The organism is Luteimonas kalidii, from assembly GCF_029887935.1.
Taxonomy (GTDB): domain Bacteria; phylum Pseudomonadota; class Gammaproteobacteria; order Xanthomonadales; family Xanthomonadaceae; genus Luteimonas; species Luteimonas kalidii.
This window is the reverse complement of the sequence record NZ_JARXRO010000014.1, coordinates 683,454-708,899: the sequence shown is the minus strand read 5'-3', so window position 1 is coordinate 708,899 and position 25,446 is coordinate 683,454. Positions and strand designations below refer to the sequence as shown.

General features: G+C 70.9%; 26 protein-coding genes and 1 tRNA gene. 17 read left to right on the top strand and 10 right to left on the bottom strand.

Going from position 1 to position 25,446, the window contains the following annotated elements; all coding sequences use genetic code 11:
* Nucleotides 1-2: 2 nt before the first annotated feature.
* Together QFW81_RS08595 and QFW81_RS08590 are read right to left on the bottom strand one after the other, a co-directional pair.
* The gene (locus QFW81_RS08595; protein WP_280578298.1) at nucleotides 3-866 is read right to left on the bottom strand and encodes a PhzF family phenazine biosynthesis protein; all 864 of its coding nucleotides are present in this window, start codon (nucleotides 864-866) and stop codon (nucleotides 3-5) included.
* Between the two features lie 82 nt (nucleotides 867-948).
* A complete protein-coding gene (locus tag QFW81_RS08590) occupies nucleotides 949-2,004 on the bottom strand; it encodes an aldo/keto reductase (RefSeq protein WP_280578297.1) in 1,056 nt (351 codons plus the stop codon).
* Nucleotides 2,005-2,140: 136 nt separating this feature from the next.
* On the opposite strand from QFW81_RS08590, the gene QFW81_RS08585 reads away from it, so the two are divergent.
* The 4 genes from QFW81_RS08585 to cgtA all read left to right on the top strand — a co-directional run bounded on the left by QFW81_RS08585 (nucleotide 2,141) and on the right by cgtA (nucleotide 5,086).
* The gene (locus tag QFW81_RS08585; RefSeq protein WP_280578296.1) at nucleotides 2,141-3,052 is read left to right on the top strand and encodes a LysR family transcriptional regulator; all 912 of its coding nucleotides are present in this window, start codon (nucleotides 2,141-2,143) and stop codon (nucleotides 3,050-3,052) included.
* A gap of 143 nt (nucleotides 3,053-3,195) precedes the next feature.
* Nucleotides 3,196-3,519, top strand: coding sequence for a 50S ribosomal protein L21 (gene rplU, locus QFW81_RS08580; RefSeq protein WP_280578295.1), 324 nt, complete (start codon nucleotides 3,196-3,198; stop codon nucleotides 3,517-3,519).
* Nucleotides 3,520-3,531: 12 nt separating this feature from the next.
* Nucleotides 3,532-3,792 (top strand): 50S ribosomal protein L27, encoded by a 261-nt coding sequence (gene rpmA / locus QFW81_RS08575; RefSeq protein WP_149104242.1) that lies wholly within the window; start codon nucleotides 3,532-3,534, stop codon nucleotides 3,790-3,792.
* Between the two features lie 199 nt (nucleotides 3,793-3,991).
* A complete protein-coding gene (cgtA, locus tag QFW81_RS08570) occupies nucleotides 3,992-5,086 on the top strand; it encodes an Obg family GTPase CgtA (RefSeq protein WP_280578294.1) in 1,095 nt (364 codons plus the stop codon).
* A gap of 274 nt (nucleotides 5,087-5,360) precedes the next feature.
* Here cgtA and rpsT read toward each other — a convergent pair whose 3' ends face one another.
* Nucleotides 5,361-5,633 carry a 30S ribosomal protein S20 gene (rpsT, locus tag QFW81_RS08565; RefSeq protein ID WP_280578293.1) on the bottom strand — a complete coding sequence of 91 codons (273 nt, stop codon included), beginning with the start codon at nucleotides 5,631-5,633 and terminating at the stop codon, nucleotides 5,361-5,363.
* Nucleotides 5,634-5,830: 197 nt separating this feature from the next.
* On the opposite strand from rpsT, the gene murJ reads away from it, so the two are divergent.
* The 8 genes from murJ to ispH all read left to right on the top strand — a co-directional run bounded on the left by murJ (nucleotide 5,831) and on the right by ispH (nucleotide 15,181).
* Entirely contained in the window at nucleotides 5,831-7,432 is a 1,602-nt protein-coding gene (gene murJ / locus QFW81_RS08560; RefSeq protein WP_280578366.1) for a murein biosynthesis integral membrane protein MurJ, read from the top strand.
* Nucleotides 7,433-7,546: 114 nt separating this feature from the next.
* Entirely contained in the window at nucleotides 7,547-8,515 is a 969-nt protein-coding gene (locus tag QFW81_RS08555; protein WP_280578292.1) for a bifunctional riboflavin kinase/FAD synthetase, read from the top strand.
* Between the two features lie 62 nt (nucleotides 8,516-8,577).
* Nucleotides 8,578-11,358 carry an isoleucine--tRNA ligase gene (gene ileS / locus QFW81_RS08550; RefSeq protein WP_280578365.1) on the top strand — a complete coding sequence of 927 codons (2,781 nt, stop codon included), beginning with the start codon at nucleotides 8,578-8,580 and terminating at the stop codon, nucleotides 11,356-11,358.
* A complete protein-coding gene (lspA, locus tag QFW81_RS08545; RefSeq protein WP_280578291.1) occupies nucleotides 11,349-11,873 on the top strand; it encodes a signal peptidase II in 525 nt (174 codons plus the stop codon). Before ileS ends, lspA begins: the two co-directional genes overlap by 10 nt.
* 91 nt (nucleotides 11,874-11,964) lie before the next feature.
* Complete coding sequence (locus QFW81_RS08540) at nucleotides 11,965-12,297, top strand: DUF3649 domain-containing protein (protein WP_280578290.1); 333 nt, start codon at nucleotides 11,965-11,967, stop codon at nucleotides 12,295-12,297.
* A 25-nt stretch (nucleotides 12,298-12,322) separates the two neighbouring features.
* Entirely contained in the window at nucleotides 12,323-13,885 is a 1,563-nt protein-coding gene (locus QFW81_RS08535) for a PepSY-associated TM helix domain-containing protein (RefSeq protein ID WP_280578289.1), read from the top strand.
* A 1-nt stretch (nucleotide 13,886) separates the two neighbouring features.
* Complete coding sequence (locus QFW81_RS08530; RefSeq protein ID WP_280578288.1) at nucleotides 13,887-14,150, top strand: hypothetical protein; 264 nt, start codon at nucleotides 13,887-13,889, stop codon at nucleotides 14,148-14,150.
* Nucleotides 14,151-14,230: 80 nt separating this feature from the next.
* Nucleotides 14,231-15,181: a 4-hydroxy-3-methylbut-2-enyl diphosphate reductase gene (ispH, locus tag QFW81_RS08525; protein ID WP_280578285.1), complete on the top strand. Its 951-nt coding sequence runs from the start codon at nucleotides 14,231-14,233 to the stop codon at nucleotides 15,179-15,181.
* Nucleotides 15,182-15,324: 143 nt separating this feature from the next.
* Here the strand turns inward: ispH and QFW81_RS08520 are convergent, their stop codons facing one another.
* The 3 genes from QFW81_RS08520 to QFW81_RS08510 form a co-directional block, all read right to left on the bottom strand.
* Nucleotides 15,325-15,534: a hypothetical protein gene (locus tag QFW81_RS08520; protein ID WP_280578283.1), complete on the bottom strand. Its 210-nt coding sequence runs from the start codon at nucleotides 15,532-15,534 to the stop codon at nucleotides 15,325-15,327.
* An 18-nt stretch (nucleotides 15,535-15,552) separates the two neighbouring features.
* Nucleotides 15,553-15,738, bottom strand: a complete 186-nt coding sequence (locus QFW81_RS08515; protein WP_280578364.1) for a hypothetical protein — start codon at nucleotides 15,736-15,738, stop codon at nucleotides 15,553-15,555.
* 80 nt (nucleotides 15,739-15,818) lie between these two features.
* Nucleotides 15,819-16,118 carry a YkgJ family cysteine cluster protein gene (locus QFW81_RS08510; RefSeq protein WP_280578282.1) on the bottom strand — a complete coding sequence of 100 codons (300 nt, stop codon included), beginning with the start codon at nucleotides 16,116-16,118 and terminating at the stop codon, nucleotides 15,819-15,821.
* A gap of 322 nt (nucleotides 16,119-16,440) precedes the next feature.
* Here QFW81_RS08510 and QFW81_RS08505 point away from each other — a divergent pair, with 322 nt between their 5' ends.
* Nucleotides 16,441-16,707, top strand: a complete 267-nt coding sequence (locus tag QFW81_RS08505; RefSeq protein ID WP_280578280.1) for a hypothetical protein — start codon at nucleotides 16,441-16,443, stop codon at nucleotides 16,705-16,707.
* Between the two features lie 181 nt (nucleotides 16,708-16,888).
* Here the strand turns inward: QFW81_RS08505 and QFW81_RS08500 are convergent.
* Nucleotides 16,889-16,964: transfer RNA gene (locus QFW81_RS08500), tRNA-Thr, on the bottom strand.
* Between the two features lie 74 nt (nucleotides 16,965-17,038).
* Nucleotides 17,039-18,721, bottom strand: a complete 1,683-nt coding sequence (locus QFW81_RS08495) for a GMC oxidoreductase (protein WP_280578279.1) — start codon at nucleotides 18,719-18,721, stop codon at nucleotides 17,039-17,041.
* Nucleotides 18,722-18,822: 101 nt separating this feature from the next.
* On the opposite strand from QFW81_RS08495, the gene radA reads away from it, so the two are divergent.
* Nucleotides 18,823-20,205, top strand: coding sequence for a DNA repair protein RadA (radA, locus tag QFW81_RS08490; RefSeq protein ID WP_280578278.1), 1,383 nt, complete (start codon nucleotides 18,823-18,825; stop codon nucleotides 20,203-20,205).
* Nucleotides 20,202-20,783 carry a phosphatase PAP2 family protein gene (locus tag QFW81_RS08485; protein WP_280578274.1) on the top strand — a complete coding sequence of 194 codons (582 nt, stop codon included), beginning with the start codon at nucleotides 20,202-20,204 and terminating at the stop codon, nucleotides 20,781-20,783. The genes radA and QFW81_RS08485 overlap by 4 nt, the downstream gene beginning before the upstream one ends.
* Nucleotides 20,784-20,841: 58 nt before the next feature.
* On the opposite strand, the gene QFW81_RS08480 is transcribed toward QFW81_RS08485, so the two are convergent.
* Both QFW81_RS08480 and QFW81_RS08475 read right to left on the bottom strand, forming a co-directional pair.
* Complete coding sequence (locus QFW81_RS08480; RefSeq protein ID WP_280578272.1) at nucleotides 20,842-21,987, bottom strand: PLP-dependent cysteine synthase family protein; 1,146 nt, start codon at nucleotides 21,985-21,987, stop codon at nucleotides 20,842-20,844.
* A 70-nt stretch (nucleotides 21,988-22,057) separates the two neighbouring features.
* Nucleotides 22,058-22,846: a cytochrome C assembly family protein gene (locus QFW81_RS08475; RefSeq protein ID WP_280578271.1), complete on the bottom strand. Its 789-nt coding sequence runs from the start codon at nucleotides 22,844-22,846 to the stop codon at nucleotides 22,058-22,060.
* A 162-nt stretch (nucleotides 22,847-23,008) separates the two neighbouring features.
* Between QFW81_RS08475 and ffh the strand changes: the two genes are divergently transcribed.
* Nucleotides 23,009-24,382, top strand: a complete 1,374-nt coding sequence (ffh, locus tag QFW81_RS08470; protein ID WP_280578270.1) for a signal recognition particle protein — start codon at nucleotides 23,009-23,011, stop codon at nucleotides 24,380-24,382.
* 91 nt (nucleotides 24,383-24,473) lie between these two features.
* Nucleotides 24,474-25,271, top strand: a complete 798-nt coding sequence (locus QFW81_RS08465; RefSeq protein ID WP_280578268.1) for an aminotransferase class IV family protein — start codon at nucleotides 24,474-24,476, stop codon at nucleotides 25,269-25,271.
* The last annotated feature ends 175 nt before the right edge of the window (nucleotides 25,272-25,446 follow it).

Sequence of the window (25,446 nt, the reverse complement as noted above, 5' to 3'; positions counted from 1 at the left end):
GTTCATCGCACATCTCCTGCGGATGCATCGGGAATGGGGATCGCATGACCGGACACCGCGATGCCGCCGCTGGCGGGGATGTCGACCTGCAGCCGACCCGGCCTGCCCATCGCCTCGCCCTGGTGGATGGTGAGCCGCGCAGGCGCGTCGACCAGACCGGCATCGCGCAGATACCCTCCGAGCGCCGCTGCGGCCGCACCGGTCGCCGGATCCTCCACCACGCCGCCGACCGGGAAAGGATTGCGCGCATGGAACAGCCCGACGCGCTCGCGCCACACCAGCTGCAGGGTCGTGAGATCGTGCACGCGCATGACCGTCGCGAGCCGCTCGAAATCGTACTCGAGCGCCGCCAGCCGTTGCCGGTCGCCCGCCGCGAGCACCAGGTGCCAGGCGCCGGCGAAGGCGAGGGCGGGCGGAATCGCCGGGTCCAGTTCGTCCATGCCCCAATCCAGCGCCGCCAGCGCATCGCGCAGCAGTGCCCCGGGCACCGGTGCGTGGCGCGGCGGGACCGACACCAGGGTCGCCATGCGCCCATCCGCGTCGATCGACACGCGCACCTCGACCTCGCCCGCTGCGGTCTGGAACCGCTGCTTCGCGCTTTCGCCCAGATCGCCCAGCGCCACTGCGGCAGCGATGGTGGCGTGGCCGCAGAAAGGCACTTCGGCCACGGGACTGAAGTAGCGGACCTGGCGCCCGCCGGACGCGTCCGGCGCGGCGACGAAGGCGGTTTCCGAGTACCCGACCCGGGCGGCGATGCGCTGCATCTCGGCCTTCGCCGGCAGGGAGTCGCCGATCCACACGCCGGCGGGATTGCCGCCCGCCGGATCCCGGGAGAACGCGGCGTAGCGCAGCAGTCGCGGGCTCATCGGCGGGCCTCGTGTTCGGGCGCGGGCGGGCACGCCGGCGCGTGGTGGCAGCGCGGCAATCCGCATCGCGCGGTGGCGGGCGTCATGGAGCGGTCTCCAGCCGGACAGGAACGGGCGGTGGCGCGAGTTCGGTGAACATCCCGTTCCAGTAGGGATAGTAGGGATACGGCGGCGTGATGGCGCTGGCTGCGTCGAGGCGTTCGATCTGCGCGGGCGCCAGCGTCCACCCGCTGGCGCCGAGGTTCTGTTCGAGCTGCCGCGCGTCGCGCGCGCCGACCAGGATCGTGGCCACGCCCGGCCGCTGCAGCAGCCAGTTCAGCGCCACCTGCGGGACCGGCCTGCCGGCCTCGGCGGCGACGGCGTCGAGCGCGTCGGTCACGCGGAACAGGCGCTCGTCGTCGACCGGCGGGGCGAAGGCACGGGTGGCGTGCAGGCGGCTGCCGGCGGGCAGCGGCTGGCCGCGGCGGACCTTCCCCGTCAGCCGTCCCCAGCCCAGTGGGCTCCACACCACCGCGCCGACGCCCTGGTCCAGGCCGAGCGGCATCAACTCCCATTCGTAGTCGCGGCCGACCAGCGAGTAGTAGGCCTGGTGCGCCACCGGGCGCGCATGGCCCTGCCGGTCGGCGATCGCCAGCGCCTTCATCAGCTGCCAGCCGGAGAAATTGGACACGCCCAGGTAGCGCACCTTGCCCGCGCGCACCAGCCCGTCGAGCGTGGCCAGCGTTTCCTCCAGCGGCGTATTCGCGTCGAAGGCGTGCAGCTGCAGCAGGTCGATATAGTCGGTGCCCAGGCGCCGCAGCGAAGCCTCCACGGCGCGCAACAGGCGGTGACGGGAGGTGCCCACGTCGTTGGGGCCCTCGCCCAGGCGCAGGGCGGTCTTGGTCGACAGCACCACCTGGTCGCGCCGGCCCTTGAGTGCGGCGCCGAGGATGCGTTCGGAGGCGCCGTCCGAATACACGTCGGCGGTGTCGAAGAAGTTGACCCCGGCCGCGAGGGCGATATCGACCAGCCTGCGCGCCTCGTCCTCGCCGGTGGTGCCCCACGCCGAAAACAGCGGCCCCGTACCGCCGAAGGTGCCGGCGCCGAATCCCAGCGCCGAGACCCTGAGCCCGGAGGCACCGAGGGAGCGGTATTGCATGCGATGTCTCCAGAAAGAAGAGGGGGTGTCGCTTTGCGCCCGGCGGCGGTCGGCGTCCGACCGCCACTGTCGCGGCTTGCACTGCCACGAAAAACCGAGAAACTGCCGAATCAGTTTCAACGAATAGTTGGAGATCATGGATCGCGTCGGCGACATCGCCCTGTTCCTGCAGGTGCTCGACCTGGGCTCGATCAGTGCCGCCGCCCGCCACCTCGACCTGTCCGTGGCGGTCGCCAGCCAGCGGCTCAAGCGGCTCGAGCGGGAACTGGGCGTGCGCCTGCTCCACCGGACCACGCGGCGCCTGCATCCCACCCCCGAGGGGGTGGCGCTGGCGCAGGAAGGACGCGCGCTGGTCGAGGAACTGGCGCTGCTGGGCGACCGGCTGCGCCAGCGCGGTGGGGCGGTGGCAGGCACCCTGCGCGTGACCGCGCCGGCCTCGTTCGGGCGGCAGTACATCGCGCCGCTGATGGCGGGATTCCTCGCTGCGCATCCCGGTCTGCGGGTCAGCCTGGACCTGGACGACCGCGTGGTCGACCTCGTCGGCGCCGGCTTCGATCTCGCGATCCGGATCGGCCGGCTCGACGACTCCGGGCTGGTCTCGCGACAGCTGGTGGCCAACGAGCGGGTCCTGTGCGCATCCCCGGAGTACCTGCACCGCCGCGGCGAACCCGACGATCCCTCGGCGCTCGCCCAGCACGATTGCCTGCTGCTGACCGGACGCGATGGCCACCGGGAGGTCTGGCGGCTGACGGACGGGGCGGGCGCGCCGGTCGAGGTCCGCGTCCGTGGCCGGTTCGAGAGCAACTACGGCGAGGTCCTGCGCGAGGCGGCCGTAGCGGGCCTGGGCATCGCGCTGCACTCGGTCTGGCACGTCCACCGCGACCTGGCCGAAGGCCGGCTGCGGGTCGTGCTGCCCGGGCATCCGCCGCCGCCCAGCGGCATCCATGCGGTCATGCCGGGACGCGTCCTCGTGCCGCCTCGGGTCCGGGCCTTCGTCGGCCACCTGGCGGCCCATTTCGCCGATCCGCCCTGGGCGCGGGCCGGGTAGCCAGACCCGCCCGTCGGCCGCGGGCGGGACAGGATGTTGCGCGCAACCCGCTGAATCCCCTACAATTCCGCTTCTGTCCGCCCTCGATGGCGGTCAGGTCCAAGAATAACTACAGAACCAACACCGATATCGAGAGGCTCCACATGTACGCAGTACTGGTCACCGGCGGCAAGCAATACCGCGTGGCGCAGGGCGAAACGCTCCGCGTCGAGAAGCTCGAGGCCGAAGCCGGCAACGAGATCACGTTCGACAACGTGCTGATGCTGGGCGACAGCGACGGCATCAGGATCGGCGACGCGCTCAAGGGCGCCAGCGTCACCGCGAAGGTCGTGGCCCACGGCCGCGCCGACAAGGTGCGCATCATCAAGTTCCGCCGCCGCAAGCACCACATGAAGCGGCAGGGACATCGCCAGCATTACACCGAAATCGAGATCACCGGAATCAATGGTTCCGGCGACAACAAGTAAGGAGCAGCAGTCATGGCACACAAGAAGGGCGTAGGTTCCTCGCGCAACGGCCGCGACTCCAACCCGAAGTACCTGGGCGTCAAGATCTTCGGCGGCCAGGCGATCGACGCCGGCAACATCATCGTCCGCCAGCGCGGTACCCAGTTCCATCCGGGTCCCGGCGTGGGCCTGGGCCGCGACCACACGCTGTTCGCGCTGGTCGACGGCAAGGTCGAGTTCTCGGTCAAGGGACCGAAGAAGCGGCGTACCGTGAGCGTGGTCGCCGAGGCGTAAGCTGTCGGCGACGCAGGCGAAGACCCCGCTTCGGCGGGGTTTTTCGTTTGCACGCCCGGTTCGCGCAGACGATGCGCCGATCCGGTGCATTGCGCCGGCATGATCCATGCGCTGCTCCGGACCGATCGCGCGTGCCCGACGGCGACCGCCCGGATACGCTGTGCGCTCGCGCCAACCCGAATGACGAATCCAGAATCCCATGAAGCTAGTCGACGAAGCTGAAATCACCGTCACTGCCGGCAACGGCGGCAACGGCTGCGTGGGCTTCCGCCGCGAGAAGTTCATCCCGCTGGGTGGGCCCGACGGCGGCGACGGCGGCGACGGCGGCAGCGTCTATCTGGTCGCCGACGAGAACCTCAACACCCTGGTCGACTTCCGCCACCAGAAGCAGTTCCGCGCCCAGCGCGGCGAGAACGGCATGGGTCGGCAGATGTACGGCAAGGGCGGGGAGGACGTGCTGATCGCCGTGCCCACCGGCACCGTGGTGCACAACGTCGATACCGACGAGGTGATCGGCGACCTCACCCGCCACGGCGAGCGCCTGCTGGTGGCGCAGGGCGGCAAGGGCGGGCTGGGCAACATGCATTTCAAGAGTTCGACCAACCGCACCCCGCGGCAGTCGACACCGGGCACCGCGGGCGAGGAACGTACCTTGCGGCTCGAGCTCAAGCTGCTGGCCGACGTCGGCCTGCTGGGATTCCCCAACGCGGGCAAGAGCACCCTGATCCGGGCGGTCTCGGCGGCGACGCCGAAGGTGGCCGACTACCCGTTCACCACCCTGTACCCGAACCTGGGCGTGGTCAGCGTGGAGCCGGCGCGCAGTTTCGTGATCGCCGACATCCCCGGCCTGATCGAGGGCGCGGCCGATGGCGCCGGGCTGGGGGCGCTGTTCCTGCGCCACATCCAGCGCACGCGGCTGCTGCTGCACCTGGTGGAGATCGAGCCGCTGGACGGCGGCGATGCGGTCCAACAGATCCGCACCATCGAGCGCGAGCTGGCGAAGTTCGACGCCGGCCTGCTCGACAAGCCGCGCTGGCTGCTGCTCAACAAGGCCGACCTGATCCCGGCCGACGATGCGCGCGCGCTGGGCGAGCGCATCGTGTCCGCACTGGGCTGGAGCGCGCCGTGGTTCATCATCTCGGGCCTGGCCCACGCCGGCACCCGCGAGGTGATGCTCAAGGTGCAGGCGGCGCTGGACGAGATGGGGCGCCAGGAGCGCGAGGCGGACGGCGCGTCCGCCGACGCCCGCGACGCTGCGGGACCGACCGACGTCGACGCGCCGGGCAATGGCTGAGGCCACGCGCGGCGGACAGGCGGGCCTGGAGGAGGCGCCGCCACGCTCCGGCCGCCGCCAGGCGCCGCATGCGCACCGTGCATCGCCGGGGCGCGCCCCGATGCCGTTCCTTGCGTCGCCGCCGGTGGCCGTGCGCTACATCCGCTCTCGAAGCGGGGCACCGGCGTCGCGGACATGGCGCACGGGCGGACCCTTCCGCGGCGGGTGCATCGTCCCGGCCACAAAAAACCCGGCTTGCGCCGGGTTTTTCGGAACAGCTGCCGTCTTCGGCGGATCAGGCCGCGGCCTTGAGCGCCTTGATGCGGGCCGTCAGACGGCTCTTGTGGCGCGCGGCCTTGTTGCGATGGATCAGCCCACGCGAGCTGAAACGGTCGAGCAGCGGCTGGGCGACGGCGAAGGCGGCTTCGGCGCCGGCGGCGTCGTTCGCGTCGAGCGCCTTGACGACCTTCTTGACGGCGGTGCGCAGCTGCGAACGCTGGGCCGTGTTGCGCGCGTTGCGCACGACGGTCTGCTTGGCGCGCTTCTTGGCGGACTTGATGTTGGCCACGATGGGATCCTGGAATCTTGTATGGAGTTGAACGTCGAATACCGGCGAGCGCCGGGCTTCGGGAAAACGGAGCCGGAAATTATGAGGGTTTCAGCCACTTGGGTCAACCAGTCCGGTCGGCGGGGGGCGGGAGCGTGAGCGAACCCGACCCGACCCTCCCGCCGGGCGGCGCGCCGGCGGCGCCGAAGCGGGCCGGGCTGCTGCGTTCGACCGCCGTGTTCAGCGCCATGACCTTCATTTCCCGGATCTCCGGGCTGGTCCGCGACCAGGTCTACGCCGCGGTGTTCGGCGCCAACCCGGCGATGGACGCATTCCTGGTGGCGTTCCGGATCCCGAACTTCCTGCGCCGGCTCTCGGCCGAGGGCTCGTTCTCGATGGCCTTCGTGCCCGTGCTGAGCGAGTACCGGGAGCGGCGCGACCACGCGGCGGTCAAGGAACTGGTCGACCGGGTCGCCGGCACCCTGCTGGCGGTGCTGCTGGTGCTCACCGCCGCCGCGGTGCTGGCCGCGCCCTGGGTGATCCGGGTATTCGCGCCCGGCTTCGACGCCGACGGGGAACAGGGCCGGCTGGCGACGGACATGCTGCGCATCACCTTCCCGTACCTGTTGTTCATCTCGATGGCCTCGTTGGCGGGCGGCGTGCTGAACAGCTACCAGAGGTTCGCGGTGCCGGCGCTGTCGCCGGTATTGCTGAACGTGTCGATGATCACCGCCGCGCTGGCGCTGGCGCCGCGGATGGAACAGCCGGTGATGGCGCTGGCCTGGGGCGTGCTGGTGGCCGGCGCGCTGCAGCTGGCGTTCCAGCTGCCGTCGATGGCGCGGCTGGGCCTGCTGCCCAGGCCACGCTGGGGCGCGGCGCACGAAGGGGTGCGGCGGGTGATGCGGCTGATGGTCCCGACCCTGTTCGGGTCGTCGGTGGCGCAGCTCAACCTGCTGCTCAACACCGTGGTCGCCTCGATGCTGATCGGCGGCAGCGTGACCTGGCTGTACCTGGGCGACCGGCTGCTGGAGTTCCCGCTGGGCATGTTCGGCGTGGCCATCGGCGCGGTGATCCTGCCGCACCTCTCGCGCCGTCATGCCGCCGCCGACCCCGAGGGCTATTCGAAGGCGCTGGACTGGGGCCTGCGCCTGTGCCTGATGATCGCGGTGCCGGCCTGCCTGGGGCTGATGCTGTGCGCCGAGGCGCTGGTGGCGACGCTGTTCCAGCACGGGCGCTTCACCGCGCAGGACACGCGGATGGCGGCGCTGACCGTGGTTGCGCTGTCGACCGCGCTGCCGGCCTTCCTGCTGGTGAAGGTGCTGGCGCCGGCGTTCTACTCGCGTCAGGACACCCGCACTCCGGTCAAGGCCGGGGTGGTCGCGGTGCTGGCGAACATCGCCGCCACGGCGCTGTTGCTGGCGCTGGCGCTGGCGTTCACCGAGGTCGGGCGCGATGCCTGGGCGCAGGGCGGCGGGAACCTGCGCGCGGCGCTGAAGGCGATGCCGGGTGCGCACGCGTGCCTGGCCCTGGCCACGGCCGTGGCGGGCTGGACCAATGCGATCCAGCTGTGGTGGTACCTGCGCCGCGCGTGCGTGTTCCGCCCCGCGCCCGGCTGGGGCCGGTTCCTGCGCCAGCTGCTGGTCGCCAGCGCGGCGATGTCGACCCTGGTGCTGGCGCTGCTGTCGGCCTGGGACGGCTGGACCACGTGGCACTGGAGCGAGCGTGCGTGGCGCCTGGCGCTGGTGGTGGGCCCGGGCGCGCTGGTGTATGCCGTGGCGCTGTGGCTGCAGGGCGTCCGGCCACGCCACCTGCGTCACTGATGCGGCGGCTCGCCGGCCGCCACGGTCGTGCCCGTTGACGGCGCCGCTATACTTTTCCGGCGCATCCATGCGCCCATGCCCGTCCGCAACCGGTCGGGCCCCAATCGAGAGTCCATGAGCAGGCTGTTCCGCGACGTCGACGGCGGGCCCTTGTGCCCCACCGGCAGTGTGGTCTGCATCGGTGCGTTCGACGGCCTGCACCTGGGCCATCGCGCACTGGTGCGGCACGCGGTGTCGCGTGCGCGCGGCCTGGGTCTTCCCGCCGCGGCGTTGAGCTTCGAGCCGCTGCCGCGCGAGTTCTTCGCACCGGCCTCGCCGCCACCGCGGCTGAGCCTGCCGCGGGCGAAGGTGCAGGGCCTGCGCGAGCTGGGCGCGGAGATCATCGGGCTGCTGCGCTTCGATGCGCGGATGGCGGCGATGTCGGCCGAGGCCTTCGCCGCGCAGGTGTTGGCCGGACGGCTGCGCGCAGCCGAGGTCTGGGTGGGGCCGGGGTTCCGCTTCGGCCACCGGCGCGCCGGCGATCTCGCCCTGCTGCAACGCGAAGGCGCGCGGCTGGGATTCGTGGCCGGCGAGATCGAGCCGGTCGCGGTGGGCGGCGAACGGGTGTCGAGCACGCGCATCCGCCAGGCGCTGGTGGAGGGCGACTTCGATACCGCCACGCGATTGCTCGGCAAGCCGTACACGGTGTCGGGGCGGGTGGTGCGCGGACAGCAGCTTGGCCGCACGCTCGGCTATCCCACCGCCAACCTGCGCTTCGCCGGCAAGGTGCCCGCGCTGCGCGGCATCTACGCCACCCGCGTGCACGGCGTGGCCAGCGATGGCGGTCAGAGCCGGCCCTGGCCGTCGGTGTCGAGTTTCGGCACCCGGCCGACCGTGGGTGGCGTCGAGCCGCTGCTCGAAGCGCACCTGTTCGATTTCGATTGCGACCTGTACGGGCGCCGGATCGAGGTCGAGTTCGTCGCCCGCCTGCGCGACGAAGAGAAATTCCCGGACCTGCCGACCCTCGTCGCGCAGATGGATCGCGACGCCGCCGAAGCGCGCAGCCTCCTCCAGCAGCATTCCCCACGACGGGCCACCGCGTGACCGACACCGAAGACAGCCAGCGCTACAAGTCCACGATCCTGTTGCCCGCCACGGAATTCCCGATGCGCGGCGACCTGCCCAAGCGCGAGCCCGCCGCCCTCGAGCGCTGGGAGCGCGAGGGTCTGTATGCGCGGCTGCGCGAGCATGCGGCGGGCCGTCCGCGGTTCGTGCTGCACGACGGCCCGCCGTACGCGAACGGTGCGATCCACCTCGGACATGCCGTCAACAAGATTCTCAAGGACATCATCGTCAAGTCCAGGACGCTGGCGGGATTCGACGCGCCGTACGTGCCGGGCTGGGACTGCCACGGCCTGCCGATCGAGATCGCGATCGAGAAGAAGTACGGCAAGGTCGGGGTGAAGCTGGACGCGGTCGAGTTCCGGCAGAAATGCCGCGAGTACGCGCAGTCGCAGATCGACATCCAGCGCAAGGACTTCAAGCGCCTCGGCGTGCTGGGCGACTGGGACAACCCCTACAAGACGCTGGATTTCCGCTTCGAGGCGAACGAGATCCGCGCGCTGGCCAAGATCGTCGACAACGGCCATCTGACCCGCGGCGTGAAGCCGGTGCACTGGTGCTTCGACTGCGGCTCGGCGCTGGCGGAGGCCGAGATCGAGTACGCCGACAAGGTGTCGCCCGCGATCGACGTGGCCTACGCGGCGCGCAGCCCGCAGGCGGTGGCGCGCGCGTTCGGCGTGGAAGTGCCGGAGGACGTCGAGGTCGCGGTGCCGATCTGGACCACCACGCCGTGGACGCTGCCGGCCTCGCTGGCGATCTCGCTCGGCGCCGAACTCGACTACGCGCTGGTCGAAGGCCCCTCGCACGACGGCCACGCGCGCTGGCTGGTGCTGGCCGAGGCGCTGGTGGAGCCGGCGCTCGCGCGCTACGGCGTCGGGTCGCCGCGGGTGCTGGGACGCGCGAAGGGCGAGCGCCTCGAGGGCATGCTGTTCGCGCATCCGTTCTACGACGAGCGCGACATCCCGATCCTGCTCGGCGACCATGTCTCGGCCGAGGACGGCACCGGCGCGGTCCACACCGCTCCCGGCCACGGCCAGGAGGACTACGCCGTCGCGCGCCAGTACGGGCTGATCGATCGCTACCCGGCCGCGCAGCTCAATCCGGTCGACGGCCGCGGCGTGTACCTGCCGTCGACCCCGACCGCGCACGGCACCGGACTCGCCGGCCTGCATATCTGGAAGGCGAACGACGTGATCGTCGAGGTGCTGCGCCGCGACGGCACGCTGCTCGCCTTCAGCCGCTTCGAGCACAGCTACCCGCACTGCTGGCGGCACAAGACGCCGATCGCGTTCCGCGCCACGCCGCAGTGGTTCATCTCGATGGAGCAGGCCGACCTGCGCGCCGACGCGCTGGCCGCGATCGAAACCGTGCGCTGGTACCCGGCCTGGGGCAAGGCGCGCATCGCCGGCATGGTGGAGGGACGTCCGGACTGGACGATCTCGCGCCAGCGCACCTGGGGCGTGCCGATCGCGCTGTTCGTGCACCGCGAGACCGGCGAGCCGCATCCGCGCAGCACCGAACTGATGCGCGCGGTCGCCGATCGCGTGGAGCAGGGCGGGGTGGACGTGTGGTACTCGCTCGATCCGGCCGAACTGCTGGGCGAGGAGGCGAAGGACTACGAGAAGATCACCGACATCCTCGACGTCTGGTTCGATTCGGGCGTCACCCACGAGGGCGTGCTGCTCGAACGCGGCCTCGGCAAGCCGGCCGATCTGTACCTGGAAGGCTCCGACCAGCATCGCGGCTGGTTCCAGTCGTCGCTGCTGACCGGCGTGGCGATCGACAAGGCGGCGCCCTACCGGCAATGCCTGACCCACGGCTTCACCGTGGACGAACACGGCCGCAAGATGTCGAAGTCGCTCGGCAACGGGATCGAGCCGCAGGACATCATGAAGACCCTGGGCGCGGACATCCTGCGCCTGTGGATCGCCAGCGCCGACTACAGCAACGAGATGTCGCTGTCGCAGGAGATCCTCAAGCGCAACGCCGACGCCTACCGCCGCATCCGCAACACCGCGCGCTTCCTGCTGGGCAACCTCAACGGCTTCGATCCGGCGCGCGACCTGCGCCCGCTCGAGGACATGGTCGCGCTCGACCGCTGGATCGTGCACCGCGCGTTCGAGGTGCAGGAGAAGGTCAAGGCGGCCTACGAGCGCTACGACTTCGCCGAGATCGTGCAACTGCTGCTCAACTTCTGCAGCGTCGACCTGGGCTCGCTGTACCTGGACGTGACCAAGGACCGCCTGTACACCATGGGCGAGGATTCGCGCGGCCGGCGCAGTGCGCAGAGCGCCATGTTCCGGATCAGCGAAGCCTTCGTGCGCTGGATCGCGCCGGTGCTCAGCTTCACCGCCGACGAACTGTGGGGCTACCTGCCCGGCGAGCGCGAAGGCAACGTGCTGTTCGCCACCTGGTACGGGGGCCTGGCGCCGCTGCCGGCGGACGCACCGCTGGGCGCGAACGATTTCGAGCGCCTGCTGGTGCTGCGCGAGCAGGTGGCGAAGGTGCTCGAGCCGATGCGCGCCAGCGGCGAGATCGGCGCGGCGCTGGACGCGGAGATCGAACTGCACGCCGGCACCGCGGACCACATCCGCGTCGCTCCGCTGGTGGACGAGCTGCGTTTCCTGCTGATCAGCGGCGATGTCACCGTGCTGCCGTGGGACGGCGAGGGCTCGCGCATCGTCGCCACGCCCACCGCCAAGGCCAAGTGCGTGCGCTGCTGGCAGCGTCGTGGCGATGTCGGCGCGCATGCCGATCATCCGCAGCTGTGCGGACGCTGCGTGTCGAACATCGAAGGCCCGGGGGAGGATCGCCGATGGTTCTGAGTCCTGCGTCGCCGCAGTCCCGGCCCGGACCCACCGCGCTGGCCTGGCTCCTGCTGTCGGCGGTGGTGATCGTGCTCGACCAGCTCACCAAGTGGTGGGTGCTCACCAGCCTGCCCGAATACACCCCGATCCCGGTCATCGATGGCTTCTGGAACTGGTACCGCACCTACAACACCGGTGCCGCCTTCAGCTTCCTGGCCGGCGCGGGCGGCTGGCAGAAGTGGTTCTTCACCGTGCTCGGCATCGGCATCAGCGGGCTGCTGGCGTTCTGGCTGTGGAAGACGCCGCGCCGCGACTGGCGCACGGCGCTGCCGTTCGCGCTGGTCATCGGCGGCGCGCTGGGCAACATCATCGACCGCCAGGTCCATGGCCACGTCGTGGATTTCATCCAGTGGCACTGGAAGGACTACTACTGGCCCGCCTTCAACATCGCCGACTGCGCCGTGGTGGGCGGGGCGATCGGGATCGCACTGTTCGGCGTGCTGGGCGCCGGTGCAAAAAGCCGGCCGGACTGACGATGGGGATGGTGCGCATTTGCGCCTGCTAATGGATCTCATTTAACCTATCGCGATCCGCCGGGCGTCCCGGCCCCAGTCACCGGATCCGATGGCGACCCAGGTTCTCTCTCCCCCCGCAAGCAAGCGCGCTGCCGGCGGTTGGCGCCACGCCGGCCAGGTGCTGGTGCGCACGCTGGCCGCCGTGTTCGGCGGCTACTTCCTCGCGCACGCGTTCTCCGCGCTGGGCGCCTGCGTCCTGCCGTTCTCGCGCCCGGACCGGGTGGTCGCCGGCGCGCTGCTGGCGTTCCCGGTCTGGTGCGCTGCGGCGGTCTATGCCTTCGGCGCGCGCGACTGGAAGCGCGCCGCGGGCGTTCCGCTGCTGCTGGGCGTGGCGATGCTCGGGCTGGCGACGCTGCTCGCCGAACAGGCGCTGCGGCCGTGATGCGCATCGGAACGGGGACGACGCGATGAAGAATTCGCTGCGCCAGGCGATGGCCTGGCTCCATACCTGGTCGGGGCTGCTGGCCGGCTGGCTGCTGTTCGTGATCTTCGTCGGCGGCACCATCGCCTGCTTCGACCGCGAACTGGACGATTGGGCGCGCCCGTCGCTGCACGGAATGTCCGGCCAGCAGCCGACCCGGTTCGACGCCGCTTTCGCGCGCGTGCGCGAGCACGCCCCGGAGGCGCACGTGTGGTGGGCGCACGTCTCGGGCGATCGCAAGCGCGGGATGGAAGCGTTCTGGTACAACGACGACGGCAGCCAGGGCGAGGTGCTGCTGGATCCACGCAACGGCGCGGAGATACCGGCGTCCGGCCCCGGGCAGTTCTTCTTCCAGCTGCACTACGACCTGCATGCAGGCCTGTGGGGCATGTACCTGGTCGGACTCACCGGCATGCTGATGATGGTGGCGCTGGTCGCCGGCGTGATCACCCACAAGAAGATCTTCAAGGACTTCTTCATGCTGCGCTGGCGCGGCGGCGGCCAGCGCGCGTGGCTGGACGGCCACAACCTCGCCGGCGTGCTCGGGCTGCCGTTCCACCTGATGATCGCCTACACCGGGGTGGCGATCTTCGCCGCCAGCTACATCTTCGGCGGCACCCAGGCTGCGTACGGGGGCGATGTCGAGAAGTTCTACGAGGAAGCCGGCGGCTTCTACGAGCGCCCCGAGGTCGGCCGCCCGCTCGAATCGCTGCATTCGGTCGACGCGCTGGTCGCCGACGCGCGGCAGCGCATGGGCGCTCCGGTGGAGTGGGCGTCCATCCACCATCCCGCCGACGCCAGCGCGACGATCGCGTTCGGCACCGATCATTCGCGACGCGTGGCCTGGGACATGCAGCAGGTGCAGTACGACGCCGCCACCGGCGCGTTCGTGCACCAGTCCGCGCCCGCGACCGCGGGGTACGACACCTACGCCTTCCTGGGTGGGCTGCACATGGCGCAGTTCGGCGGCGCGCCGCTGCGCTGGCTGTACTTCGTGCTGGGCCTGGCCGGTTGCGTGATGCTGGCGACCGGCATGCAGGTCTGGGTGCGCAAGCGCGAGCAGCGCGTGGCCGCGGCGGGCGTGCTCAGCGGCTACGGCCTGGTGCGGGCGCTGAACGTCGGCGTGGTCGGCGGGATGCCGTTCGCCTGTGCGGCGATGCTGGTCGCGAACCGCGTGCTGCCGGCCTCGCTGGACGATCGCGCCGGCGCGGAGGTGAGTGCGTTCGCCCTGTCCTGGATCGCGGCGGCGGCGTGGGGCGCAGTGCGCGAGCGCTCGGGGCGCGGCTGGCGCGACCTGTTCGCAGCCACGGCGCTGGCGATGGGCGCGATCCCGCTGGTCAGTTTCGCCACCGCCCCGGACAGCCACCTCCTCGCCACGCTCGCGCGCGGCGACTGGGCGCTGGCGGCGGTGGATCTGGTGGCGATCGGCTTCGCGCTCGCGTTCGCCGCGCTGGCACGCAAGGCGGCGCGGCGCCCAGCGCCGGTGGCGGTGCGGTCGGAGCCACGCGCGCGCACGGACCGTGCGGTGGCCGTGGACGGAGGAGCCTGAGATGGTCGTATTCGCCACGCTGCTGCTGCTTGCCGGCTGGTGGTCGCTGGCCCTGGCGATGGTCCCGGGCACGCTGCAGGCGCGCAGGCGCGCGCTGCGCGTCGGCGCGGGCGCGGGCTTCGCGATCAGCCTCGCCGGCTACGTGGCGGCCATCGGCATCGAACAGGGCCCGGTGTTCTGGACCGCGGCGCTGATGCTGTCGGCGCTCGCGGTGGCGCTGCTGCGCGCGCTGGCCTTCGAGCGCGACCGGCGCGGCCAGCGCTGATCCCGGACGGCGCCGGCCCTGCGACGGGCGGTACGGCGTGTTGCGCCGGCGTTGCCAGGCACGGCGCTAGAATGCGCGTCATGGACATCGTCCTCGCCAATCCCCGCGGCTTCTGCGCCGGTGTCGACCGCGCGATCGAGATCGTCAAGCGCGCGATCGAGACGCTCGGCGCGCCGATCTACGTGCGCCACGAGGTGGTGCACAACCGGTTCGTGGTCGAGGACCTCAAGCGCCGAGGTGCGATCTTCGTCGAGGAGCTCGACGAGGTGCCCGACGGCAACACCGTGATCTTCAGTGCCCACGGCGTGTCGCAGGCGGTGCGCGAGGAAGCGGGACGACGCGGGCTCAAGGTGTTCGACGCCACCTGCCCGCTGGTGACCAAGGTGCACTTCGAGGTCGCGCGGCACTGCCGCGCCGGCCGCGACGTCGTGCTCATCGGCCATGCCGGGCATCCCGAGGTCGAGGGCACGATGGGGCAGTGGAAGGCCGAGAGCGGCGCCGGGCGCATCTACCTGGTCGAAGACCTCGAAGACGTGGCCTGGCTGGAACCCGGCCAGCCCGACAACCTGGCCTACACCACCCAGACCACGCTGTCGGTCGACGATACCCGCGGCATCATCGATGCGCTGCGCGGGCGCTTCCCGGCGATGCAGGGGCCGAAGAACGACGATATCTGCTACGCCACCCAGAACCGCCAGGACGCGGTGCGCGAACTCGCGCAGCAGTGCGACCTGGTGCTGGTGGTGGGCTCGCCGAACAGCTCCAACTCCAACCGGCTGCGCGAACTGGCCGAACGCGACGGGGTGGAGGCCTACCTGATCGATGGTGCCGCGGAGATCGACCCGGAATGGGTCGCCGGTCGCCGCCATATCGGCGTGACCGCGGGCGCGTCGGCGCCCGATGTGCTGGTGCAGGGCGTGCTTGCGCGCCTGCGTGAACTCGGTGCCGGTCCGGTGCGCGAACTGCACGGAGAGCCCGAGAGCATGGTCTTCGCGCTGCCCAAGGAACTGCGGCTGCAACTGGTGGACTGAGGCGCGCCGTGGGTGCGAGCCGCGCCATCCATGCGACGGCACGCGGCGGGTCCGGATCCTCGCGGCGCCGCAGCGAGCGCGGCGCACCACACCAGGGTGGCGTCACCTCTGTGGTCGCGCTGCGCGGTCGCCGGGTGCGTCCGTCAGGGGGTGGGCCGGCGATGCACGCGCGGTGCGGCGGCGGTGTCCTCGGAGGGGGCAGGGGCCTCGGGGGCCTGGTCCGGCGGTGCCTGCGCTTCGCTCGGTTCCGTCGCCTCGCGTGCCTCTCGCTTGCGGGCGTCCTTCGCGTCCTGCTTGCGCTTTTTCGCCAGCTCGCGCTGGCGCTTCTCGAATGCGTAGTTGACCTTCGCCAATGGGCTCTCCTCGTGTCGTCAGGGGGTAGGTTTGGTGGAGGGTACGACTGCCGCTTGCTCCTCGTCGAGGCCGATCTTCTTCAGCGACCGCGTGGTGCCCAGCACCTCGATCCGGCCACCGGCCTTGCGGAACGCGTCCAGGTCGTCGGCGATCCGCTCGCTGGTCATCGCCGGCGGGCGCTTGCGCTCACGCTGGGCGAACAGGTGCGTCGTTCCCGACGGTGCGATCCCGGTCGGCGCGGTGCCGGTGGCGCTGGGTTTGCGGGGCGGCATGGAACCTCCGTTCAGTGCAACTGCAGCGGAATGCCGCGGCGCATGCGGTCGCTGTAGTCGGAACGCAATTCGAGGCAGTACGGCCCCGACATCGCGAACCGCCTGCAGACTTCGGGACGCGACTCGTAGCAGCCGCAGCGCATGCGCGCCGAATCGAGGGCGACGCACCAGCCTTCCTCGTCGCGGTCCATCACGTGCAGGCCGTCGCGCCACGTGGTCATGTGCGGCGCGATCCGGTCGCCCTCCTGCAGCACGACGGTCAGGCGGCAACAGACCGCATCGCAGCGTTCGCACAGGGTCGCGTCGCTCATCGCACCCTCCGCCCCGATGCGAATGGCCGCCGCGCATGCAGGCGGGCAGGCACTGGCGCGCGGGCATCGCGACGACACGCGTGCAAGCTGGGCGATCGGGACGGGTGGAGTGACATGGCGCTCCCGCAGCGGCATTGCCCACGTGGCGTGGGGCAACGCGTGGAGACAGGCGCAGCGCGCGACGTTGGCGACGGTCGGACGGACGCACGAAACAGCGTTCAGCACGCTGCATCCTACGCGATGCGGCGCCCGGCTGCCGTGAACGCGGTTGCGCACTCGGCCGGCGTCTGGCGCATACTCGAATGCCAAAGAGGAGCTCGCCATGGCCAACGATCAGGTCGCGATGTTCACGTTCACGCTCTCCGGCGACCGCAGCATCGGCCCCGGCGCGTTGACGCAGCTGTGGAGGGAGGCGTGCGGCACGCGGGATGTCGGCGTCGACCGCAAGGAATCGCATCGCGAAGGGCGCCCGGTCTACACGCTGTATGCGCCGCGGCAACTCCAGGACCTGCACGGCGTGGAGATGCGCCTGCGCTTGGCGCTCGAGTCGGCCAGCCTGAATGCCTCGCTCAGCCCGGTGTATCGCTGAGCACTGATCGCGCGTCGCGTCGCGTTTGCGATGTTCGGCTGCCCCGGTGCCGACAGATCGCCGCCCGACACCAGGCGTCCCCGCCCTGAACACGACAATGCCCGCGCTGGCGGGCGCGGGCATCGGTGGATCGCTGCCCCACCGTATCCGTTTTCGGGACACGCCGGTCGGGAGCGGAAACTGGTGCCGGAAATAGGAATCGAACCTACGACCTACGCATTACGAATGCGCCGCTCTACCAACTGAGCTATTCCGGCGAGGGTCGCAGATTCTAGGGCGTGGAGGGGCGCCCGGTCAAAGGGCCGCCCCGGGCCCGATCGCCCCGCGCCGGCTACAGCATGGCCAGCATCTGCAGGTCCGGAAGCCGCGCGCGCAGCTCGTCGCTGATGCGCAGGGCCAGGGCGACGATGGTCAGGGTGGGGAAGCTCCAGCCTCCGGTGGGAAACACCGAACTGCCCGCGACGTACAGATTGTCGACCCCGTGGACCCGACACTGGCGGTCCACCACGCCGTGCTCGGGGGAATCCGACATGCGCGTGGTCCCGATATGGTGCGCGGTGCCATGCAGCGCCGGGGAGGCGGCCGGGTCGCGCAACCAGTCGGCCGGCTCGAACTCGCAGTTGAAATGCGCGGCCACGTCGCGTCCGATCAGCTCGGAGGTCGCGCGGATGTTCGCCTCGTCGACCGCGCCCATGCGCCAGTCCACCTGCACTTTGCGCAGACCCAGGGCGTCGCGCTGGTCGGACAGGGAGATGCGGCTGTCGCGATTGGGCGACTGTTCGAAGTAGCCGACCATCTCCACCCGGTCCGTATCGACCACCGCGCGCCGGGCCAGCTTGCGCCGGCCGGCGTCCAGCACGTGGCGGGCGTTCAGCGCGGTGCGCAGCGCCAGTCGGCCGCGACTCGTGCCACGCGCGGGCTCGGCCACCTGTTCGGGCAGGTCCTGCGCCAGTGCGTCGAGCACGCACTGCTCGACACGGCTGCCTTCGTCTTCGGGGCGCGTGGGTCGACGCAGCGAAGCGCGCAGCGCGCGCAGTGACGACAGGCCGGTCGGCGGGGTGCGCTCGATTGCGAACGGTCGCGCGCGCGCGCTGAACAGGCGGTGGCGACGCTGTGCGTCATCGGACAGGCTGAGCTGGTGGTAGGCCGGGCTGTTGGCCTGGTCGAGCGGACGGCTGTACAGGCGCGCCAGCCGGTCCATGTCGCCACCGCGGAACGTGCCCAGGCGGCAGCGCGGATGGTCCATGAAGTAGCGGCCGACGAGGTCGTGGTCGTTGCCGAGTCCGTGCGGGGCGACGTCGTCGGACAGCAGCATCAGGCGCGCGTTCTCGATCCCGCCGGTGGCGAGCACGAAGCAGCGCGCGCTGACCGTCCCGCGGCGCCCGTCGATGCTGCCGATCTGCGCCCGGCTGACTGCAGCCGCGTTCCCGGTCGCATCGAGTCGCACGACGTTGGCGTGCAGCACCAGCTGGATGCCGGGCGCCGTCCGCAGGGTGTCCAGGTAGGCCTGGCCGAAGTCGAGCGCACTGACGCGACTGGTGCGATGGCCGAGGTGCGGCGGCGGCGTGTGCCCGTCGCCGAGCGCTTCACGCAGGCGATAGCTGCCGTCGTCGAAGTCGCCCGGGTCCACGCGGCAGGCGCGGTTGGCGCGGGCGTAGTAGGGCGCCAGCTCCTCCCAGCCGATCGGCCATCCGCTGTGCGGCATCCAGTCGCGTGGGGCCATCTCGCTCGCGCTGAGCGGGATGCAGCCGCCGCCCCAGAGGCGGCTGGCGCCGCCGAGCACGCGCAGGCGGCTGTGAGCAGGGTCGAAGGGGTGCGGTCCAACCGACTCGCCTTCGTTCAAGGCCTGGCTGGCGGCTTCGCTGTGCAGCCCACCGCCCTCGACCAGGCACACCGTCCACGGCGTGCCGGCCAGTTCCATCGCGAGGCCGATGCCGGCAGGGCCGGCACCGATGATGCAGACATCCGCCACCAGGTCGGTCGGGCAGGTGGCGGAGCGGAAGTCTTCGATCATCCTTGGGTCCTGGGCCTCATGTCTGCATGGCCCTGCCGTCTCAGCTTCGCAGACGGGACTTCGGTACGCTGTGGGCCGGATCAGAAGGCTTCAACGTAAATATGGCCAAGGCCCGGACAGCCTACGTGTGCAGCGAATGCGGCGCCGATTTCAGCAAGTGGCAGGGGCAATGCGGCGCGTGTGGTGCCTGGGACACCCTCTCGGAGATCGTGCTGGAGACGGCCGCGGCGGCGAAGTCGCCCGCTTCGCGGCGCGGAAGCTGGGCCGGCAAGGTCGACCCGCCGAAGGTCACCGCCCTGCGCGACGTCCAGCAGGGCGAGGACGTGCGCGTGTCGACCGGTATCGGCGAGTTCGACCGCGTGCTCGGCGGCGGGCTGGTGCAGGGCGCGGTGGTGCTGGTGGGCGGCGATCCGGGCATCGGCAAGTCGACGCTGCTGCTGCAGGCGGTGGCGTCGATGGCCGCCAACCTGCCCGGCCTGTACGTGACCGGCGAGGAATCGCTGGCGCAGGTGGCCGGACGCGCGGCGCGGCTCGGCTTGCAGGTCGACGGTGTGGACGCCCTGGCCGAAACCGGGATCGAACGCATCCTCGAACAGGCCGCGCAGTTGCGCCCGCGCATCATCGTGGCCGATTCGGTGCAGACATTGTGGACCGAATCGCTCACCGCCGCGCCGGGCTCGGTCAGCCAGGTGCGCGAGAGCGCGGCGCGGCTGGTGCGCTATGCGAAGGAAACCGGCACCGCGGTGTTCCTGGTCGGCCACGTGACCAAGGAGGGTGGCATCGCCGGACCGCGCGTGCTCGAGCACATGGTCGATGCGGTGCTGTACTTCGAGGGCGATTCGGGCAGCCGCTTCCGGGTGCTGCGCGCGTTCAAGAACCGCTTCGGCGCGGTCAACGAACTGGGCGTGTTCGCGATGGGCGACAGGGGCCTGAAGGAGGTGCCGAACCCGTCGGCGATCTTCCTGTCCGGCGCCAGCGCGCAGCAGCCCGGCAGCTGCGTCATGGTCACGCGCGAGGGGACCCGCCCGCTGCTGGTGGAGGTGCAGGCGCTGGTGGATGCCTCGCCGCTGTCGAACCCGCGCCGGGTGGCGGTCGGGCTCGAGGGCAACCGCCTGGCGATGCTGCTGGCGGTGCTGCACCGGCACGGCGGCATTGTGACCGGCGATCAGGACGTGTTCGTCAACGTGGTCGGCGGCATCCGCGTGCAGGAGACCGCGGCCGATCTGCCGGTGCTGCTGTCGGTGCTCTCGTCGCTGCGCGACACACCGCTGCCGGACAAGACGATCGCCTTCGGCGAGGTCGGGCTGTCGGGCGAAATCCGCCCCGTTCCCAATGGCGAGGAACGCCTCAGGGAGGCCGCGACCCACGGGTTCCTGCGCGCGATCGTACCGAAGGCGAACGCGCCCAAAGGCGGGCGTTCGGCCTACAAGGGCATGGAGGTGATCGCGGTGGAGCGGCTGGCGGACGCGCTGGAGCAGGCGTGACACCGGAGGCGCCCTGCGATCGGCGCGTGCGGCTGGCGCGCGCGGTTTCCGTGCTGCTGCACCCGTTCGTCGTGTTCACCGTGCTGGCCCTCGCGGCGGCGGTGCGCCTGGATCCCGCGGGTGTGCCCCGGACCGCTGCCGGCATCGCCGTCGCGGTGGCGGTCGTGTGGCTGTTCGTGCTGCAGCGCCGGCGGGGAGGGCACTGGCAGACGGTCGATGCCTCGCGCCGGGAGGAGCGGCCGTGGCTTTACGTGCTCGTGCTCGCGGCGGCCGGGGGCTACTGGTGGTGGATGGGCGGACGGGCTTCTCCTGCCTCCACCGGCATCCTCGTGGCCGTGGCCATGCTGTGCGTCGCGGCGCTCGTCAACCGCTGGATCAAGGTGTCGCTGCACATGGCGAGCCTGGCATTCGCGGGGATGGCCGTGCTGCCGTTGTGGCTCCATGCCGGTGCGGTGGCACTGGCCCTGCTGCCGGGACTGGCCTGGGCGCGCCTGCGGATGGGACGGCACACGCCCGTGGAGGTGCTGGGTGGCACGGCCCTGGGGCTGGTGGCGGGCGCATGGCTGTGGCTGGAATGAGGCGAACGAACGCATGCCGTCGCGCATGCGTGGCGCCCGAGGCCGGGCGTCGCGAGCCTCAGTGCCCGAACCGCGACACCGGCTGCAGGTCAGGCAGTGGGCCGTCGTCGTCGGCCGCGTGCGCGACGATGCGGTCCGCGGCGTCCACGTCGATGCCCTGGGCGCGGTACCACGCCGGATCGTAGTAGCTGTGCGCGTAGCGCTCGCCTCCATCGCACAGGATGGTGACGATGGAGCCGGTGTCGCCGCGTGCGCGCATGCCCTGCGCGACGGCGAGCACGCCGATGAAATTGGTGCCGGTCGACCCGCCGACGCGGCGGCCGAGGCGCGCGTTGACGTAGCGCATCGCCGCCAGGCCGAGCGCATCGGGGACCTTGACCATCGCGTCCACGCAGCCGGCGATGAAGCTGGGTTCGGCCGTCGGTCGTCCGATTCCCTCGATGCGCGAGGCGGGGACGGCCGAGGTGGACGCCTCCTGGCCGGTGGCCAACGCGGCGTAGTGGGGGTGGAAGGCGGAGTGTTCCGGATCTGCGCACAGCACGCGGGTCGACAGGCCGCGATAGCGCGCGTAGCGGCCGATCGTGGCGCTGGTTCCGCCGGTGCCGGCGCTGCACACGATCCACGCGGGCACCGGATGCGGCTCCTGGTCCATTTGCCGGAAGATCGATTCGGCGATGTTGTTGTTGGCGCGCCAGTCGGTCGCGCGTTCGGCGTAGGTGAACTGGTCCATGAAGTGGCCGCCCGCCTCGCGCGCCAGGCGCGCCGATTCGCCTGCGATGTCGCAGGCGTTGCGGACGAGATGGCAGCGACCGCCGTGGAATTCGATCGCGGCGATCTTCTCGGGCGAGGTCGACGCCGGCATCACCGCCACGAACGGCAGCCCCAGCAGCCGCGCGAAATAGGCCTCCGATACCGCGGTCGATCCGCTCGAGGCTTCCACCACGGTGCTGCCTTCGCGCAGCCAGCCGTTGGCCAGCGCATACAGGAACAGGGAGCGCGCCAGGCGGTGCTTCAGGCTGCCGGTGGGGTGGCTGGATTCGTCCTTGAAGTACACGTCGATGCCGGGAAAGCCCGGCAACGCCAGCGGGATCAGGTGGGTGTCGGCCGAGCGGTTGAAGTCGGCCTCGATGCGCCGGATCGCGGCGGCCGTCCACGCATGTTGCGCGGCGCAGGCGAGGTGGCTCGGTGGATCCTGGAAAGGCATGGCGGCAGGCGCGGGGTCTCGGGGCCGCACATTCTCGCCGAATCCCGGGGGGCACGACGGGGGACGCGTTTCAGGTGCGGCCCAGCAGCAGCTCCAGCACGAACTTGCTGCCGAAGAACGCGAGCACCAGCAGCGCCATCGCGGTCAGCGTCCAGCGCACCGCCTTGGCGCCGCGCCAGCCGTAGCGCCAGCGCCCCAGCAGCAGCGCGCCGAACACCAGCCACGACAACGCGCTGAGCACCGATTTGTGGATCAGGCGCTGGGCGAAGAAATCGTGCACGAACAGCGCGCCGGTGAGCAGGGTGGCCGAGAGCAGCACGAAGCCGACCCCGATCGACCGGAACAGCAGCGTCTCGAGTTCCGTCAGGGGCGGCAGGACACGGGTCCAGCCGCGGAACTGGTGCCGGCGCAGGGCGCGTTCCTGCAGCCACAGCATGATGGCGAGCAGGGCGGCGACGGCCAGGGTGGCGTACGCGAGCAGCGCCAGCCAGGCATGCAGCTCCAGGCGCCAGTCCAGCTCGCGCGCGACCCGGGCATCGGCGAACCCGTATCCCAGCAGCGACGCGGCGGCGATCGGGTAGACCACCACTCCGAGCGCCCCCAGGCGCCCGCCGGCCGCGTACACGGTGGTCAGAGCCGACATCCCCAGCCCGACCAGCGACAGCGCGGCGAAGAAGTGCAGGTCAAGCCCGCCTTCCTGGCGCCAGGCCAGCAGATGGGTCAGCGCGTGCAGCGCGACGGCGCTGAGCGCGGTCAGCAGCCAGAATCCGGCGCCGGCCCCGCCGACCGCCAGCAGGCGGCGCACCACCAGCCAGCCGGCCAGCAGGTAGAACGCGGCGGCGATGAGAACGATTGACATCGCGGAAGTGTCGCACACGGTCGTGGGCGCGCGGAGGCAGGGCAGGCGCTTCGCCGGCGAGCAGCCCGACGGGATCGGGACGTCGCCACGCCGCGTACGGGGTCGCGGCCGCCGGCGGCGGCCCCGCTATAATCGCGGATCGTTTTCGCCGGTGTTTCCCCCATGTTCGAATCGCTCACCCAGCGCCTGTCCGGGACCATCGACCGCCTCCGCGGCCGCGGCCGGCTGACCGAGGAGAACATCCGCGAGGCCACCCGGGAAGTCCGCATCGCGCTGCTCGAGGCCGACGTCGCGCTGCCGGTGGTGCAGGCGCTGGTCGAGCGGATCAAGGTGCGCGCGGTCGGCCAGGAAGTGCTGAAGTCGCTGACCCCCGGCCAGGCGCTGATCAAGGTGGTGCGCGACGAGCTGGCGGCGGTGATGGGCGCCCAGGCCAGCGAGCTGAACCTCAACGTGCCGGCGCCCGCGGTGATCCTGATGGCGGGCCTGCAGGGTGCGGGCAAGACCACCACCGTGGGCAAGCTGGCGAAGCTGCTCAAGGACAAGCGCAAGAAGAAGGTGATGGTGGTCAGCGCCGACGTCTACCGTCCGGCCGCCATCGAGCAGCTGCGCACGCTGGCGACCCAGACCGGCGTGCTGTTCTTCCCGTCCGACGCCGGCCAGCAGCCGGTGGACATCGTGCGCGCGGCGATCGCCGATGCGAAGAAGTCGTTCGTCGACGTGCTGCTGGTCGACACCGCCGGCCGCCTCGCCATCGACGAGGCGATGATGGCCGAGATCAAGGCCCTGCACGCCGCGGTCAACCCGGCCGAAACCCTGTTCGTGGTCGACTCGATGACCGGCCAGGACGCGGCCAACACCGCCAAGGCCTTCCACGAGGCGCTGCCGCTCACCGGCGTGGTGCTGACCAAGACCGACGGCGACGCCCGCGGCGGCGCCGCGCTGTCGGTGCGCTACATCACCGGGCGCCCGATCAAGTTCATCGGTACCAGCGAGAAGACCGACGGCCTGGACGTGTTCCACCCCGACCGCGTCGCCAGCCGCATCCTCGACATGGGCGACGTGCTGTCGCTGGTGGAGCAGGTCGAACAGCAGGTCGACAAGGACAAGGCGCAGAAGCTGGCCGAGAAGGTCGCCAAGGGCAAGAAGTTCGACCTCAACGACATGCGCGACCAGCTCGAGCAGATGCAGAGCATGGGCGGCATCGGCAGCCTGATGGAGAAACTGCCTGGCCTGGGCCAGGTGCCCGAGCACCTCAAGCAGCAGGTGCAGCAGGGCAGGGAAGTGCCGCGCATGATCGCGATCATCAATTCGATGACCAGGAAGGAGCGGCGCAACCCGGCTCTGCTCAACGGCTCGCGCCGCGCCCGCATCGCCGCCGGCTCCGGCACCCATCCGTCCGACGTCAACAAGCTGATGAAGCAGTACCAGCAGATGGAGAAGATGATGGGCAAGATGGCCCGCGGCGGCATGAAGGGCATGATGCGCGGCCTGCAGGGCATGATGGGCGGCGGCATGGGGCGGATGCCGTTCCGCTGAGCGGATCGGCGGCACCGCATTCCTCGCCGGTGATCGACGCCATTGCCCACCGCCGGCAGTTGCGGCAGACACTGCAGCCGGTAGCGCTGACGTGAGCCTCGCTTTCCTCGACGGCCAGCCCGCCACCGCCGACGACCTGCGCGCGCTGGCGCTGGCCAACTACGGCCATTTCAGCTCGATGCAGGTGCGCGGCCGTGCGGTGCGCGGGTTCGACCTGCACCTGCAGCGGCTGAAGGCGGCCACGCGCGAGCTGTTCGACCAGACGCTCGACGAGGCGCGGATCAGGTCGGGGATCATCAGCGCGCTCGATGCCGCCGGCATGGACGACGCGGGCGTGCGCGTGACCGTGTTCTCGCGCGCGTTCGACTCCCTGCGACCCGACCGGAGCGTGCCGGTCGACGTGCTGGCGTCGCTGTCGCCGGCGCGCGAGGCGGCGACGACTCCCGCCTGGGTGAAGACGTTCGCGTTCCAGCGGCCGCTGCCACACGTCAAGCACGTCGGCACCTTCCCGCTGTTCCAGTGGCGGCGGCAGGCGCTGCGCGATGGCTTCGACGACGCCCTGTTCGTCGATGCCAGGGGCCGGATCAGCGAAGGCTCGGTCTGGAACATCGGCTTCTGGGATGGAGAGCAGGTGGTCTGGCCGCAGGCAGAGGCGCTGCGCGGCACCCAGGAGAAGCTGCTGCAGGCCGGCCTGGCCGAGGTGGGGGTGGCGCAGCGGCACATGCCGGTGGAGGCGCGGGCGCTGGGCGGACTGAAGGCGGCCTTCGCCGCCAATGCCACGGGTGTGTGGCCGCTGTCGGGCATCGACGACCTCGCGCTGCGGCCCGATCCCGTGCTGATGGAACGCCTGCGGGCCGCGCTGCAGGCCGCGCCCCTGCGCTCGCTCTAGCCGACCAGAGGGCGCCTGAAAACGCCTATGCGTCGCGGCTGCCCGCGCGGCGTGACGTCGATATCCACCCGGCACTCGGGGAGTCCTGACTTCCGAAAGCCCCGGCTGCGCAGGCCGGACCGGCCCAGCTGGCCCCGGAGGCGGGTGGCGGCGGCGCGGCGATGCCCTATAATGT

What these genes read in the sequence shown, in the direction of transcription:
- QFW81_RS08595 (WP_280578298.1), bottom strand. Translation starts at nt 866, where the DNA reads ATGAGCCCGCGACTGCTGCGCTACGCCGCGTTCTCCCGGGATCCGGCG.
- QFW81_RS08590 (WP_280578297.1), bottom strand. Translation starts at nt 2,004, where the DNA reads ATGCAATACCGCTCCCTCGGTGCCTCCGGGCTCAGGGTCTCGGCGCTG.
- QFW81_RS08585 (WP_280578296.1), top strand. Translation starts at nt 2,141, where the DNA reads ATGGATCGCGTCGGCGACATCGCCCTGTTCCTGCAGGTGCTCGACCTG.
- rplU (WP_280578295.1), top strand. Translation starts at nt 3,196, where the DNA reads ATGTACGCAGTACTGGTCACCGGCGGCAAGCAATACCGCGTGGCGCAG.
- rpmA (WP_149104242.1), top strand. Translation starts at nt 3,532, where the DNA reads ATGGCACACAAGAAGGGCGTAGGTTCCTCGCGCAACGGCCGCGACTCC.
- cgtA (WP_280578294.1), top strand. Translation starts at nt 3,992, where the DNA reads ATGAAGCTAGTCGACGAAGCTGAAATCACCGTCACTGCCGGCAACGGC.
- QFW81_RS08555 (WP_280578292.1), top strand. Translation starts at nt 7,547, where the DNA reads ATGAGCAGGCTGTTCCGCGACGTCGACGGCGGGCCCTTGTGCCCCACC.
- ileS (WP_280578365.1), top strand. Translation starts at nt 8,578, where the DNA reads ATGCGCGGCGACCTGCCCAAGCGCGAGCCCGCCGCCCTCGAGCGCTGG.
- lspA (WP_280578291.1), top strand. Translation starts at nt 11,349, where the DNA reads ATGGTTCTGAGTCCTGCGTCGCCGCAGTCCCGGCCCGGACCCACCGCG.
- QFW81_RS08540 (WP_280578290.1), top strand. Translation starts at nt 11,965, where the DNA reads ATGGCGACCCAGGTTCTCTCTCCCCCCGCAAGCAAGCGCGCTGCCGGC.
- QFW81_RS08535 (WP_280578289.1), top strand. Translation starts at nt 12,323, where the DNA reads ATGAAGAATTCGCTGCGCCAGGCGATGGCCTGGCTCCATACCTGGTCG.
- QFW81_RS08530 (WP_280578288.1), top strand. Translation starts at nt 13,887, where the DNA reads ATGGTCGTATTCGCCACGCTGCTGCTGCTTGCCGGCTGGTGGTCGCTG.
- ispH (WP_280578285.1), top strand. Translation starts at nt 14,231, where the DNA reads ATGGACATCGTCCTCGCCAATCCCCGCGGCTTCTGCGCCGGTGTCGAC.
- QFW81_RS08510 (WP_280578282.1), bottom strand. Translation starts at nt 16,118, where the DNA reads ATGAGCGACGCGACCCTGTGCGAACGCTGCGATGCGGTCTGTTGCCGC.
- QFW81_RS08505 (WP_280578280.1), top strand. Translation starts at nt 16,441, where the DNA reads ATGGCCAACGATCAGGTCGCGATGTTCACGTTCACGCTCTCCGGCGAC.
- QFW81_RS08495 (WP_280578279.1), bottom strand. Translation starts at nt 18,721, where the DNA reads ATGATCGAAGACTTCCGCTCCGCCACCTGCCCGACCGACCTGGTGGCG.
- radA (WP_280578278.1), top strand. Translation starts at nt 18,823, where the DNA reads ATGGCCAAGGCCCGGACAGCCTACGTGTGCAGCGAATGCGGCGCCGAT.
- QFW81_RS08480 (WP_280578272.1), bottom strand. Translation starts at nt 21,987, where the DNA reads ATGCCTTTCCAGGATCCACCGAGCCACCTCGCCTGCGCCGCGCAACAT.
- QFW81_RS08475 (WP_280578271.1), bottom strand. Translation starts at nt 22,846, where the DNA reads ATGTCAATCGTTCTCATCGCCGCCGCGTTCTACCTGCTGGCCGGCTGG.
- ffh (WP_280578270.1), top strand. Translation starts at nt 23,009, where the DNA reads ATGTTCGAATCGCTCACCCAGCGCCTGTCCGGGACCATCGACCGCCTC.